Consider the following 14,135-nt stretch of genomic DNA (forward strand, 5'->3'; position numbering starts at 1 on the left):
CCAAGCGGCTACCATGGAAGAATGCGCCGGTCGAAAAAGTACTCCCGTCCCGTTCGCCCGCTGAATATCAGCGCGGCGATGGGTGGGCTGCGCTATGAGAACGGCCGCGATGGCGCCACCTACAAGGTGCGGCGCATCGCCAGCGCCGCGAAGGACTACGTGTGCCCGGGCTGCGGCGGGATTATCCGGATTGGTGAACCCAATATTGTGGCGTGGACGGAGGACACCATTTGGGGCGCCCAAGCTGGGGTGGATGCGCGCCGCCACTGGCATCCGGGCTGCTGGCAGCACCGCGGCCGCGCCTAACCGGATTCCCATTGTGTGACCGGCGCAAGTAGTTTTATATTTGCTTTATGGCCATGACCGAGACTCAGGTGAGCACCCGGGAATTACGCGAAAATCTTTCTCAGATTCTTGAAGAAACTACCCGAGATGGAAAGCGCTTCATCATCGCGCACGAAGGTAAAGCTGTTGCCGCTCTCGTCACCATGGACGATCTTCACGCCTTGGAGGAATTCGAGATGGCTCAGGATATCGCTGCCTACGAGCATGCCAAGCGTACTGATGACGGTGTGCGCATGACCCTGGAAGATTTCAAGATCGGTCTCGAGGAAGAGCACTAAAGAAGCCCACCGAGGAACGCCAGGGCCGCCGTACCCGGGTTAAGTTCCGGGAACGGCGTTACAATCGCAGTATGAAACTTGCCACACATATTCACGAAGGTGCGGGTACCCCGCTTGTTCTGCTCCACGCTATGCCGATGACGTCCCGGATGTGGGAGGGCATGCGCGCTGAGCTTTTGGATCTGCACACGATTGCTATTGATGCCCCCGGTTTCGGGGACTCACCTTCCGGTTCTGAGGTCGACGACGCCGCGGGCGCCACCACGCCACATATCAATTCCTACCTGACCGCCCTCGAAGAAACTTTGGCGGAATACGACTCCATCGTGCTCGCCGGAATTTCCATGGGTGCTACCGTCACGGCTGCTTATGCGCTGCGCAATCCCCAGCAGATCGCTGGGCTGGCGCTGCTGGACGGCTCGATTCTGGGGCCGGAACCCTCGCCCTCCCCGCGAGAAAAGGCCATCGAGAAGCTCGCCTCGGGCCAGAGCTGGGACGTGCTGGCTGGCTGGGTGGATACCATGCTGAGCTCGGCGGCCAGCCCGGAACTCAAGGAGAAGGTTGCCGCCTATTTCAAGACGGTAGATGCCGGGGCTTTCTCCTGGTTGCAGCAGATGATGCTGACCCGCCCGGATACTCGCGGGGTTATGGAGCTGGATGTTCCCATCCTGCTGCTGCGCGGGGTGGATGATCCGAATGCCAAGCACGAAGAATTCGCCCAGCTGCACGAGGTACGCCCGGACCAACCGTTCGTGGAACTTGAGGGTGCCAGCCACTTCTCCGCGGTGGAAAAGCCGCACGAGGTCGCTACCGCGCTGCGCCAGCTCTACGAGGCGGCTACCCGCTAGCCGCTGAAGCGCTCGCGCTAACTGTACTTGAGGGCGTGGCTGGGAGACACGAAAAGTGCTCCGGCCACGCCCTCAAACTATGTCGGCAGGTGCTATGTGGCACGGCTGCACTTCGCGTGAGCTGTGTTTTAGCCCTGAGAGGCCACCATCGTGAGATTAGGGAATCACACGACTCTCAAGAGTCATATGAGTCTCGGCGGGGGCACGAGGTGTTTTCAGAGCTGTAGTGCATATGTCGTACATGCGAAGTACACCTCGGAAAAAACACCCCTGCCCCGGCTCGTGAGAAGACACTACCGGTTGTCAGTGGAATCTCCGTTTTCTTCCCCGGCATCAGATTCCACGGCCGCGGGGGAGTGATCTCCTGCCTGTTCTCCGGCCTGTGCCTCGCCCGCGGAAGGTGCGTCCGTTACGGAAGATTCGCCAGCCCGGGCATCCTGATCGCCAGCCTGACCGGCTTCAGCCGCCTCCGCGGCGGTGCGTTCCTCGGCGCTGCCCACGATTTCATCCAGGGCCAGCGGGATATTCGAGGTGGCCAGCATGGTGCGCATATCCTCCAGGTAGGAGGTGAGGGTGCGCCGCTGCTCCTCCAGGCCCGCCACGTGGGCATCGGCCTGGCGCTGCGATTCCTCGGCGGCCTCGCGCGCTTCCCGCCGCATCCGCTCGGCATCTTCACGCGCCGCGCTCACCAATTCCCGGGCCTCGGTCTGGGCGGCGCTCAGCGCCGCACTCGCCTCAGCTTCCGAGGATGAAGTCAGGGCATTAGCCCGCTTTGTGGCTTCCGCCAGGCGGCGTTCCGCACTGGCGGCCCGAGCCTCGGCGTCGTCGACAAACTTCGCCATGGCCGTACGCGATTCTTCATCGGAACGCGCGCGGGCCGCGGCCGAATCCGCACGCAACTGCGCAACCTCGCGTTCGGCCTCCGCGCGGATCTTCGCGACCTCGGCCTCCGCCTCGCTACGCAAACGCGCCACCTCAGTTTCCGCCTCGGTGCGCAAGTGCGTGACCTCTTCTTCGGCCCGGGTGCGCGCCTGCGCCAATTCCTGGGCGAGGGCCGCGCGCCGCTCCTCTTCCTCATGGGTGAGCCGGGTATTCAGCTCGGCCTCATCGTGGCGCATTTTCGCCTCCAAACGCTCAGCTTCGCGCTGGGCTGAGGTCACCAACTCCTCGGCGGTGCGCCGCGAAGTAGTAGTCAATTCGGTAGCTTCCGCCTCGGCACGCTGGCGCACCTGCGCCGCCTCGGTACGTGAAGAATCCAAAGTTTCCTGGGCTTCTTTTTCCGCAGCGGAGGTGAGATTTTCCGCCTGGGAGCGCGCCCGGGAAACCAGCAACTCCGCATCGGAATTCGCCCGGCTCATCACATCCATCGCCTGCTGTTCCGCCCCGCGCAACAACCGCTCCACCCGGGTGCCCAGCCCCGAATAGGACGGGCGCTCATCCTCGCGCAAACGGCTGTGCAGCTCGGTGAGCTCCCCGGACATGCGCAGCACCTGCGCATCCAAACCCGCTACTCGCGACCGAGCTTCGGCGAGCGCATCCGCCAGCTGGTGAATGCGTTCATCGACCTGAGCTTTGTCGTAACCCCTGCGTACTGTTGGAAACAGTTCAAAATCCGCCATAACACCCTCTCCGCGCGCTGCTGGATAGAAATTGCTGCCCTAAGCCTACCGGTCAGCGCACCCGGTGGGGGTAGTGCTGGGCGGGTGGTGAACGTTGTGGAGCTCGCCACCATCACCCGCACCAGAGTTTTATAACGGTTAGATAACGGTTAGGCTTTTCTCTAAGCCTAAAAGCGCGGCCGTGCGCCGAAAAATTCCGCCACCGAGCAGGTCACGCGGTAGTTTTAATGTAGGCATGTGTTGTCGATGGTCTTTCGCCGGTGCGGTCGTACCGGGCCGCGAACCGCAGTGAGAAGGGGAATGATGAAGAAGAACGGAGGAGTCGGTCTCGCGCTCGCGGGCCTGGCGATCCTGGTGGTGGGCATTTTGCTCGGCACCGTGTGGAAGCCGGTCTCGAGCGTCTCCGCCACCGTGGCGCCGGAGGGGAAAGGCGTGCTCGTCACGGCCCCCGGCGTCCTGGATATGGGCGGGACCGACGTGGACGTATCTGTCTCCGGCCCGGCGCAGGACACCATTTCCGTGGGCGCCGGCTTTTCCGGTGACGTGCTCGCGTACGCGGAAGGCGTGCCCGGCGCCACCATTACCGGTATGAACGACGACGCCGCACTGACGCTGACCACCTCCCAAGGGGAAGCGGACCCGGGCAAGGTCCTCGCCTCGGATATGTGGTTCTCCAAGGAAGAAGCCAAGGGGAAGGTGGAATTCACCTACACCGTGACCTCCCCGGGAGCCGAATCCCTCATTATGCAGACGTCTTCCGGGGCACTCCCGCAGGTGGAACTCACCTGGGCGCTGCCCGGCGGGCGGAACTGGTCCCTCCCGGTGAGCTTGCTCGGGCTTATCGTGGGGATTATCGGGGTGGTGCTGCTCATGACCGCCACCAAGGATCAGCGCACCTTTGCCGCAAAGGTGCGGGCCGGCAAGGACGAACGTGTCTCGCGTGCCAAGCGGGCCGCGGATGAAACAACCATTATGCCGGCGGTGAGCGCGGGAATTGGCGGTGCGGCTGGTCAGTCTGCCGCGGGTGACCGGGTTACGGCAACAGGCGGGGCTCTGGGCGCGGGTATCCTCATGGAAAGCCCGCGCGCTCAGGAATTGCGCGAACGCCCCCTCGATCCGGCTGACCGCATTGAGCTTGCTGTTCCGGAGGAAGAAGTTCCGGAAGAAGCTGCTCCGGAAGAAGCGCCCGCTGAAGAACCGGCGCAGCAGCCCAGCGAAGCGGAAACTGAAGAACCTGCGGCCGAAGAAGCATCCGCCGAAGAACCAGCGGCCGAAGAAGCAGCGGCCACGCTCCCCGGCCCGGATGAGGAACCCGGCTACCGTGGCTCGCGTGCCGAATGGCAGGCCGCGGCTGATTCTGGCATTCTCCCCGCCATCCAGATGAAGGACGGCGTGCCCGTCAAGCCCGCGGAGCTCAGCGATGCAGACCGCGCGGAAACTTCCGGCGCCACCGGCAGCGATAGCGATACCGCCGCGGAATCCGATCCGCAAAGCTGGTGGAGCATCTGGGGTCAAAACCAGCCCCGCACGGCCGCCGGCGCGCCTAGCTCCGCGCAGGCCGCGCAGCCCGGCGAACCCGCAGCGCTCGGCGCATCCGAGTCCGAACAGCCCGGCGAACCCAAGCAGCCCACACAGAACGACGACGAGGAAGGAACGACCCATGCGTAAGGCCCTGGCCACCCTCGCGGCACTGGCATTACTGGGCGGTTGCTCAGCGAGCGCCGTCGTCCTGGAACCTACCCCGGCTCCGGCGAGCCCGCGTGCCGCGCTCTCCGATAAACACTTCACCGAGCGGGTTGCCCCCGCGATTTTCGAGCAGCTGACCAAGGCGGACGCCGCCGCCAGCCCCGAAGAATTCAGCGGGCGCGGCTCCGGCCCCTTCAGCGTGGAACGCAGCGCCCACTACGCACTCAAGCGCATTCTGGCCGATAGCTACGATATGCCCGCGCTGTCCACCACCATCGATTCGGTGGCGATTTCCGGGGCGGAAGGCTTTCCGCGCAGTGCGCTCGCGGTGGTCAATTGGCCGGCGAATACCACCTCGCAGGGCCTCAATGTTTTCACCCAGGGCGCGGCCCGGGAAAACTGGGCGCTGTGGGCGGCCATGGATATTCTGCCCGGCAGCGTGATCCCGGAGATCCCCGCCGGCCCGGCCGGTGCGCAGCGGGTGGCCGCGGATAACGGCGAAGGCGCGGTGGCGTCCCCTCAGGCTGCTCACGATGGCTATATTGGCACGCTCAACGCCAGCGGAAGCGCCCTTAGCTACGGCTCGGATGCGGACCCGGCCGCCCCGGACGCGGTGCGCACTCAGCTCTCCCAAACTTACGATTCCCTGGCCGGCGCGGTGCAAGGCGTGGGCGCGGTCAGCCAGGCTTTCGGCCCGGCCCAGACCACCCCGGAAAGCTTCCGCGCCAGCGACGGCGGCATCCTCACCGTCTTCCAGGTCAATCAGGCCCTCGAAATCCGCCACACCGCCCAGGGTGGCTCCATCAAAGTTACCGACGCGAAAATCGCGGGGCTGGCCACCGGCCAAGCCAATACTGAGGTCACGGTCCAGGGGAGCATGCGCCTCAACTATTCCTTCACGGTGGCCCTGAAAATCCCGGCGGCGGGCGCCACAAACACAACGATCACCACGGTAGCGGCATCGAAACCGGTGCTCACCTCGGTGCAGAACGGAGGCTAATATGGCAGATATGTCCATGCGCGGCCCGGTCGATTTAGCGGCCCTGGCAGCGGCGAAAAAGCAGGAAAACGCGGCACCCGTGCCCGGCGCCTACCTCACCACACTCACCGCGGCAGGCCTCAACGCCGAAGTGCAGCTTTCCGCGCAGGTTCCTGTTATCGTGCTTTTTGTGGCCGACGGCGCGGCCGGCGAGCTGGGCACCACCCTGGAAGCCGAAGCGCGCCGGCGCGACGGCCAGATCCGTATCGCGGTGGTGAACGCCAGCACCGAAGCGGAACTCGTTCAGGCCTTTGGCGTGCGGACCATCCCCATGGGTATCGCGCTCGTGGGCGGCCAACCCGTCCCACTTTTCCAGGGCGCACCCACCACCGCGCAGCTCACCGAGCTCGTGAACCAGCTGCTCGCCGCAGCTAACCGCGCCGGCGTGGCCGGCCGCGTGAGCGGGAAAGCCGATGAAGCGGGCGAAGCCCCCGTCAATCCCCATCACCTGGCCGCCCTCGAAGCACTCGACCGGGGAGACCTCGACGCTGCGGAAGCCGAATTTGAAGCGCTCGCGGCAGAAGACCCGAATAGCGAGGTAGCGCAGGTGGGCCGCGCCCAGGTGCGCCTGCTGCGCTCAACCCGCGGGCAGGACCCGCAGGCCGTCATGGCCGCGGCGGATGCCGGCGGCCCGGGCGATGCGGCGGCGCAGATCGCCGCCGCCGATATTGAGGTGGCCGCCGGCCGCCCCGATCTGGGATTCACTCGGCTGATCAACGCCATTAAGGTCACCAGCGGGGATGCACGCGAAGAGCTGCGCACCCACCTGCTCGAACTCTTCACCGCGGTGGGAGCCGATACGGAGGTAGTGCGTAGCGCTCGCCGTGACCTCGCCTCCGCGCTGTTCTAAGGTCTTCTCAAACGGGCGCGGGCCATAGGCTGGCGTAAGTTTTCTAGCGGTACAAGACAACGAGGCGCCCGAACCCTTACGGTTTGGGCGCCTCGTGCTGTGCCGGCTTATGTCAGAACGGCCTATTCCAGCTCGGCTACTCGACCGGCACCAGCCAGACGGTGGTATCCGCCGGGATCATCTCCCCTTCGCCCAAGGCGCTGGCGGCTGGATCCGAGGCCAGCAGGACCCGCCAACCGGAGGGCAGCGGTGCGGCGTCGTCGAATACCGTAAGCATGAGCACGGGTGGACGCTGCGCATGCGCGGCCCGGTTGGTGTTTGCGGCGCGATTGACATAGGCGAGCACGCCGGCGCCGTAATCATCGCAGACGTCCTCGAGGGATCCCACCCCGAGCTCCAGCTCATCGCGCAGGCGCAGCATGGTGCGGAAGAAATGCAGCGGGGAATGCGGGTCGGCCCCCTGCACGTCCACCGTGTAACGCGCCCAATCCGCGCCCTGGGGGAGCCAGGTGGCGCCGTCCGGGGAGAAACCAAAACCGGGGCGATCCGATTCCCAGGGGAGGGGGACCCGGCAGCCATCCCGGCCCAGCTCCTTGCCGTGGGTGCGGGCGAAGGTGGGATCTTCGCGCACTTCGTCCGGCAGCGAGGTATGTTCGGGAAGATTACGTTCCTCGCCCTGGTAGATGTAATAGACCCCCGGCAGGCCGGCGGTGAGCTGATGCCAGGCCAGGGCGCGGCGGGCCCCCAGTTCGCGGTCCGGTTGCGGATCATTCGCACCGATGCCGTTCGCCCCGCGGGAGGTATCCCGGTAGCCGAGGCGCGAGCACACCCGCACGCCGTCGTGATTCGAGAGCACCCAGGTGGTGGGCGCACCCACCCGATCCGATTGGCGCAGCGACTGCACGATAATCTCGCGCAGCGCCTCGCGCTCGAAAGGCGCGGCTAAATAAATGAAGTTGAAAGCCTGGTTCATTTCATCGGGGCGGATATAGCGGGCCAGCCGCTCCTCGGTATCCGCCCAGGCCTCCGCTACCAGGATGCGCTCGGGGGAGTACTCATCCAGGACCGCGCGCCACTCGCGGTAAATCTCATGGACCTCATCGCGGTCAAAGAAGGGCGCCGGCTCGGGTTTCTCCGTCACCCCGGCCATTTCCACCGCCCCGGACCAATCGGGAAGCGCGGGATCTTTCATGAGCCCGTGGGCCACATCCACCCGGAAGCCATCGGCGCCCCGATCCAACCAGAAACGCAGCGTCTCCAAGAATTCGGCACGCACCGCCGGGTTGTGCCAATTGAGATCGGGCTGCGAGCGGTCAAAAAGATGCAGGTAGTAGAGGTCTTCCTCCGCGGCCGGGGTACCGGCGGCGAAGGGAAGGTCCCGCACCCGTGACCAGGCCGGCCCGCCGAACACCGAGCGCCAATTGGTGGGAGGCTCACTGCCCCCGTTCTTCCCCTCGCGGAACCAGAACAGCTCCCGTTCGGGGGAGCCGGGGCCGGCCGCCACCGCGCGCCGGAAAAGCTCGTGATCCCAGGAAGTGTGGTTAGGGACAATATCGACGATGATGCGCAGTCCGGCTTCGTGCGCGGCCTCAATAAGATGCTCGGCATCTTTCAGGGTGCCGAAGCGCGGATCAACATCGCGGTAATCGGACACATCGTAACCGGCATCGAATTGCGGGGAGCGGTAGAAAGGCGAAAGCCACACCGCATCAATTCCCAAATCTGCCAGGTAGCCCAGTCGGCTCTCGATGCCGCGCAGGTCCCCGAGCGGCCCGCCCGAGGACGCGAAGGAACGCGGGTAAATCTGGTAAATAACGGCGTCGCGCCACCAGTTTTCGCGCTCGGAAGCAGGGTGGAGGAGCATAGCGGTGTCCTTTCAGTTAGAGGTGGAGGAGGGCGCGGGTGCGCCGGGTTGCGCGGGCGCGCTAATGTGCGCGGGCGCCGCAAGGGGCGCACCCGCGGTGGTGGAACGCACCAGCAATTCGGCCGGGAAGCTCATCGAGGCCCCCGCCTTCGTGCGCTGTGCCGGTGCAAAATCTTCCATGGCGGCCCGCAGGGTAGCGCAGGCCGCGTGGGCGATGGCCGCCACCGGCTGGCGCAGGGTCGTGAGCGCCGGGCGCATAAATCGAATGAGCGGCGAATCGTCAAAACCAACAATCGACACATCCTCGGGCACCCGCACCCCGCGCCGCTCCAGGGCATCAATCGCGCCGAGCGCCATGATGTCTGAGCCGAACACCATGGCCGTGCAGCCGCGCGCCAGTAGGGCTTCGGCCGCTCGCGCCCCGCCGTGAGCCGTGAAAAAAGTTTCTGCAACAATCACATCGGCGCCGGGCAGCATCTGGGAGATCGCCTCGCCAAAGCCCTGTTCTTTACGCTGGCCGGGAATATAGCGGCGCTGCCCGATACCCAAACCGATGCGGCTGTGCCCGAGCCCGGCCAGGAGTCGCACCGCCTGCCGCATTGATTCGGCGTCGTCGGTAGAAAAATCAGGGGCCGGAACCCGCGGATTCGCGCCGTTAATCGTGACGAAGGGGAGGCGTTCGGCCAGCCGCACGTACCGCTCCGGCGAGGCCTTGGAATCCGCGTGCATCCCCGATACAAAAACCAGCCCGCATACCTCGCGGGCGGTGAGCGAAGCGACCGCTTCGTCCTCGGTGAGGGCGCCGGGCGCCTGGGTGGCCAGGGTGGTGGTGTACCCGGCGGCGGTGAATTCGCGTTCGAGCTCCTGGTAGAACACCGGGAAAATGGGGTTGGTCAGTTCGGGGAGCAGCAGACCCACGGTTCCGCTCGCCTCGCTCAGGCGCGGCGGGCGCTCGTAGCCGAGCATATCGAGGGCCGCCAGCACCGCGGTGCGGGTTTCCTCGCTGACATTGCCCTTCTGGTTAATCACGCGCGATACGGTCGCCACAGACACCCCCGCGTGGGTGGCAACATCTTGCATGCGAATTTTACTCATGGGTACCGAGACGTCCTTGTGCTGGTCGGCGCGGTGCGCGCCGTCGTGCAACATCGTACTGAGGCTTTTCTGAAAACTCCAGCGGTGCGGTGTGCGGCTGGATGTGCGGAGCGGTGGAAACGTCCCGCCGCACTTCTGTTTCTGCCCCGTCACGGTACAGCACGACGACGCAGCTCCCCGCCCGCCGCCACTCCAACCGTGAAAGTATTTCTGAAAACAGCGCGGCCTACAAAGCCCGTAAAACCGCGGAAAATCCCACATCGGCCGCCTTCTGATATGTAAAGGCGTAAAAAAGACTGCAAAAAGGGGTGAAAATTACCGAATGATGCGCTACCCTCAGAGATAGCGGGGAGCGTGATGGTGCGATCCCGCGTAGCGAAGAATCAACGCAAGGAGTAAAGATGCGACGGAGCATAAGCGCGATGGCCGCGGTATCCGCGCTGGCGTTTGTTTTAGGCGCCTGCGGTGGCAACGGCGGTTCGGCTGATAAGAGCGAAGCACCTGCCGGAGCCACCTCGGCAGCACCGGCAGCCGGCGGCGGGGCCACCATTACGGTGTGGACGGATTCCAACCGCCAGCCGGCCCTGGAAAGCGCCGCGAAGAAATTCGAATCGGAAACCGGCAACCACGTGGAGCTCGTGGTCAAGGAATTCGGGGATGTGCGCGCGGAGTTCCTCACCCAGGTCTCCAACGGTCAGGGCCCGGATATCACCGTAGGTGCCAATGATTGGCTCGGTGAGTTCGTGGCGAACGGCGTCGTCGCCCCTATTGAATTAGGCGATAAGGCGAAGGACTTCAATGACGTGGCCACCACGGCCTTCTCCACCGGCGGGAACCTGTACGGCCTGCCCTACGCGCTGGAGAACCTCGCGCTCATTCGCAATACCGCGCTGGCGGATTCCACCCCGGCCACCTTCGATGAGATGATCGCCAAGGGCAAGGAAGCTGGCGTGAAGTACCCCTTCCTCATCCAGACCACTGACAAGGGCGATCCCTACACCTACTATCCCTTCCAGCAGTCCTTCGGGGCGCCCGTTTTTGAAACGAATGCGGACGGTTCCACCTCCAAGAACCTCGGCATGGGCGGAGCGAACGGTGAAGCTTTCGCCACCTGGCTGAGTGAGCAGGGCAAGGCCGGCGTTTTCGAAACCGCGATGACCTACGATATTGCGGTTGATGCGTTCAAGAAGGGTGAATCGCCCTATATCCTGGGCGGCCCGTGGATGATTGAGGACTTCCGCAGCGCCGGCCTCAAGGTCGCGGTGGAGCCGATTCCGGCGCCCGGCCCCAAGGCGGCCACCCCGCTCGTGGGCGTGCAGGGCTTCTATGTTTCCGCGCAGTCCAAGAACCAGATTGTGGCTAACCAGTTCCTCGTTGATTACATGGCCACCCCGGAGGTGCAGCTGGATATTTACAAGGCCGGCAACCGCCTCCCGGCGCTGACCGCCGCGGCGCAGGAAGCCCAGAAGGACGAAGTCACCGCAGGCTTCGCCAAGGCTGCCGAAGGCGCCCAGCCGATGCCCACCATCCCCGAAATGGGTGCGGTGTGGGTGCCCTGGGGCGTCACCGAAGCTCAAATTATTGACGGCGCCGAACCGGTGGCCGCATGGCAGAGCCTCATCCAGAATCTGCAGGCAGAACTAGCCAAGTAAGCTGCGAACGCGAGGGTGGCTCGGAGGTTTCCGGGTCACCCTCGCGTCAGCGAAGAGGTAAGTCATGAGTACGGAAACGGAGAACCGGGCCGGGCGCCGCGCCGAGAAGAAAATCCCGGTGGTGGGAAGCTCGCACGCGCGCACCTGGTCGGTTGGTTTTATTATCAAGCTGGTCCTCATGGCGCTGGTGAATGCGCTGGGGATCTACATTATCGCGGCGGCGTTCAACGAAGGATCGTGGATCCTGGTGGCCGTCTTCACGGTGCTGCTCGCCATCGTGGATTACGTGTATTTCTCGCGGAAGCACCTGGCCCCCAAGTACCTCACGCCGGGGCTGGTTTTCCTCGCGATTTTCCAGGTGTTCGTTATTCTCTACACCGGCTACATCGCGTTCACCAACTACGGCGACCGCCATATGCTCACCAAAGAACGCGCCACCGAGGCACTGCTGCTCACCTCCACCCAGCGGGTTGAAGGTAGCGCGCAGTACCCCCTCGCGGTCGTGGACGCCGGTGGGGAACTCGGCTTCGCTATTGTGAACGACGACGGCGCAGTGCTCGTGGGCACCGAGGAAGCTCCCTTCGTACCCGCGAAAAATGCCCAGGTCAATGGCAAGCGCATCACCGAGGTACCCGGCTATGAGATTCTCACGCCCGCCCAGATCGGGGCGCGCCAGGCGGAGATCACCGCGCTGCGCGTTCCCATGAGCGAGGACCCGGGAGATGGATTTATTGGAACCCAAACAGCCACAACCGGCTTTGTTTTCCAATCAACCCTCAAGCACGATGCGGCGGCCGATACCCTCACGGATATCACCACCGGCAAGGTCTATCACGCTGATTCCAGCGATGGCTTCTACCGGGCCGACGACGGTGAAACTCTCAATACCGGTTGGCGGGTGACGGTTGGCTTTAAGAACTTCGCCGATGCCTTCGGGGATGCCCGCTACGCCAGCCCCTTCCTCAAGGTGCTGGTGTGGACGTTCGCTTTCGCCTTCCTCTCGGTGGCGACCACCTTCCTGCTGGGCATGTTCTTTGCGCTGGTCATGAATGATGAGCGGATGCGCGGGCGCAAAATCTACCGCACGATTATGCTGCTGCCCTACGCGTTCCCCTCCTTTATGACGGCTTTCCTCTTCGCCGGCATGCTCAACCCGAAGTACGGGTTCTTCAACCAAGTGCTTTTCGGGGGTGCGGAAATCGGGTGGCTCACCGATCCGTGGCTGGCCAAGCTATCCGTGATCCTGGTGAATTTGTGGATGGGCTTCCCCTACATGTTCCTCATCTGCACCGGGGCGCTGCAATCTATCCCGTCCGAACTCAACGAGGCGGCGGAGATTGACGGCGCGGGCGGATTCAAGCGGTGGCGGTATATCACCCTGCCGCAGCTCATGATCCAGGTGACCCCGTTGCTCATCTCCTCCTTCGCCTTCAACTTCAATAACTTCAACCTCATCTACATGCTTACCCGCGGCGGCCCGCAATTCGCGGACGCCTCGGTGCCGGTGGGGTCCACGGACATCCTCATTTCGATGGTGTACCAGATTTCCGGGCTGTCGGGCGCGGCAACGAAGAACTACGGGTTGGCTTCGGCCATGTCCATCCTCATCTTCGTTATCGTCGGCACGATTTCCCTCATCAGCTTCCGGCGCTCGCGTTCAATTGAGGGGGCACAGTAATGGCAAGCGAATCTACAGTCATGGCGGTTCCCATGATCGAGGAAAAGATCAGCTATAAGGAACGCCATCACAATAAGGTGAGTTTCGGGCGCTGGTTTTCCCAGGTGGGCTTCCGGCACCTGGTCGGGCTTTTCGCCGTCGTCTATTCGGCCTTCCCGATTATCTACGTGCTCTCCGCGGCCCTCAACCCGAATACCAAAACAACGCTGACCTCGGCGAACTCCCTCTTCTCGGAGATCTCCACCCAGAACTTCGCCCAGCTAGGAACCTCGACGATGTTCTGGCGCTGGTTCGCCAATACCCTGGAGATCGGCATTTTCTCCGCGCTGGGGGCGGTGCTCATGGGCGCGGCCGCGGCTTACGCATTTTCGCGTTTCCGCTTCCGGGGGCGCAAGGGCGGGCTGCTGGCCCTCATGGTCATCCAGATGTTCCCGCAGCTGCTGGCCTTCGTGGCAATCTTCTTGCTGCTCAGCCAGCTGGGTGAGATCGTGCCGGTGCTTGGCCTGGACTCCAAGCTCTCCCTGATCTGCGTGTACCTGGGCGGGGCTTTGGGTGCCAATACCTTCCTCATGTACGGTACCTTCAACTCCATTCCGATGGAGCTGGACGAAGCCGCGAAGATTGACGGCGCTAGCCATTCGCAGGTCTATTGGACCATCGTGCTCCCGCTGGTGACCCCGATCCTTGCGGTGGTGGGGCTGCTGGCCTTCATCGGAGCCTTCAACGATTTCATCCTGGCCTCCACGATCCTCTCCAAAGAAGAGAATTGGACCCTGGCCATCGGCATGAATATTTGGGTGGGCGGCAATGAGAAGCAGTGGGGCTGGTTCACAGCCGGCGCGGTCATCTCCGCACTCCCGATTCTGCTTCTCTTCCTCTTCCTGCAGCGCTACATCGTTTCGGGACTGACCGGTGGGTCGGTGAAGGGGTAGCCCGGCTGCCCCCGAAATTGGGCCAAAATGGTGCGTGGATTTGCACTTTGCTTTGTGTGTAGGCAAAGGCGTGGGCCCGGTGGTCGAGTAGTCGATCACCGGGCCCACTGTTGCGCCGCTGCCAGGCGCCACCGCGAAGGAGCTAAGACGCGGCACGCGCTCTGAGGCGGCTGTTTTAGGAGGTGCCTCTATAAGGCGACCGCTTTAGGCGGCTGCGGCTGCCTCGGATTCCTCCGCTTCGGCCTCGCG

At 63.8% G+C, this 14,135-nt stretch carries 12 protein-coding genes; 9 read left to right on the forward strand and 3 right to left on the reverse strand.

Annotation, left to right across the window (positions count from 1 at the left end):
• Nucleotides 1–21 precede the first annotated feature (21 nt).
• The 3 genes from ACRQDJ_RS06220 to ACRQDJ_RS06230 all read left to right on the forward strand — a co-directional run bounded on the left by ACRQDJ_RS06220 (nt 22) and on the right by ACRQDJ_RS06230 (nt 1,471).
• Nucleotides 22–306 carry an Rv1322 family protein gene (locus ACRQDJ_RS06220; RefSeq protein WP_435713408.1) on the forward strand — a complete coding sequence of 95 codons (285 nt, stop codon included), beginning with the start codon at nt 22–24 and terminating at the stop codon, nt 304–306.
• Nucleotides 307–353: 47 nt separating this feature from the next.
• Entirely contained in the window at nt 354–623 is a 270-nt protein-coding gene (locus tag ACRQDJ_RS06225; protein WP_435713407.1) for a type II toxin-antitoxin system Phd/YefM family antitoxin, read from the forward strand.
• Nucleotides 624–694: 71 nt separating this feature from the next.
• Entirely contained in the window at nt 695–1,471 is a 777-nt protein-coding gene (locus ACRQDJ_RS06230; protein ID WP_435717886.1) for an alpha/beta fold hydrolase, read from the forward strand.
• A gap of 293 nt (nt 1,472–1,764) precedes the next feature.
• On the opposite strand, the gene ACRQDJ_RS06235 is transcribed toward ACRQDJ_RS06230, so the two are convergent.
• On the reverse strand, nt 1,765–3,090 hold the full coding sequence (locus ACRQDJ_RS06235; protein ID WP_435713405.1) for a DivIVA domain-containing protein: 1,326 nt from the start codon (nt 3,088–3,090) through the stop codon (nt 1,765–1,767).
• 300 nt (nt 3,091–3,390) lie between these two features.
• Here ACRQDJ_RS06235 and ACRQDJ_RS06240 point away from each other — a divergent pair, with 300 nt between their 5' ends.
• Genes ACRQDJ_RS06240 through ACRQDJ_RS06250 form a run of 3 tightly spaced genes read left to right on the forward strand, consistent with a single transcriptional unit; the run spans nt 3,391 to nt 6,665 of the window.
• Complete coding sequence (locus ACRQDJ_RS06240; RefSeq protein ID WP_435713404.1) at nt 3,391–4,758, forward strand: hypothetical protein; 1,368 nt, start codon at nt 3,391–3,393, stop codon at nt 4,756–4,758.
• Nucleotides 4,751–5,776, forward strand: a complete 1,026-nt coding sequence (locus ACRQDJ_RS06245) for a DUF8094 domain-containing protein (protein ID WP_284897421.1) — start codon at nt 4,751–4,753, stop codon at nt 5,774–5,776. The genes ACRQDJ_RS06240 and ACRQDJ_RS06245 overlap by 8 nt, the downstream gene beginning before the upstream one ends.
• Before the next feature lies 1 nt (nt 5,777).
• Nucleotides 5,778–6,665, forward strand: coding sequence for a tetratricopeptide repeat protein (locus ACRQDJ_RS06250; RefSeq protein ID WP_284904646.1), 888 nt, complete (start codon nt 5,778–5,780; stop codon nt 6,663–6,665).
• Nucleotides 6,666–6,801: 136 nt separating this feature from the next.
• Here ACRQDJ_RS06250 and ACRQDJ_RS06255 read toward each other — a convergent pair whose 3' ends face one another.
• Nucleotides 6,802–8,529 (reverse strand): glycoside hydrolase family 13 protein, encoded by a 1,728-nt coding sequence (locus ACRQDJ_RS06255; protein WP_284904647.1) that lies wholly within the window; start codon nt 8,527–8,529, stop codon nt 6,802–6,804.
• A 12-nt stretch (nt 8,530–8,541) separates the two neighbouring features.
• Complete coding sequence (locus ACRQDJ_RS06260; RefSeq protein WP_435713403.1) at nt 8,542–9,624, reverse strand: LacI family DNA-binding transcriptional regulator; 1,083 nt, start codon at nt 9,622–9,624, stop codon at nt 8,542–8,544.
• Nucleotides 9,625–10,025: 401 nt separating this feature from the next.
• On the opposite strand from ACRQDJ_RS06260, the gene ACRQDJ_RS06265 reads away from it, so the two are divergent.
• From ACRQDJ_RS06265 to ACRQDJ_RS06275, 3 genes are all read left to right on the forward strand, one after another.
• A complete protein-coding gene (locus ACRQDJ_RS06265; RefSeq protein WP_284904649.1) occupies nt 10,026–11,276 on the forward strand; it encodes a sugar ABC transporter substrate-binding protein in 1,251 nt (416 codons plus the stop codon).
• A gap of 64 nt (nt 11,277–11,340) precedes the next feature.
• Entirely contained in the window at nt 11,341–12,954 is a 1,614-nt protein-coding gene (locus ACRQDJ_RS06270; RefSeq protein WP_284904650.1) for an ABC transporter permease subunit, read from the forward strand.
• A gap of 32 nt (nt 12,955–12,986) precedes the next feature.
• Entirely contained in the window at nt 12,987–13,886 is a 900-nt protein-coding gene (locus ACRQDJ_RS06275) for a sugar ABC transporter permease (RefSeq protein WP_284904651.1), read from the forward strand.
• The last annotated feature ends 249 nt before the right edge of the window (nt 13,887–14,135 follow it).

The organism is Actinotignum urematis (genome assembly GCF_051264595.1).
Classification (GTDB): domain Bacteria; phylum Actinomycetota; class Actinomycetes; order Actinomycetales; family Actinomycetaceae; genus Actinotignum; species Actinotignum timonense_A.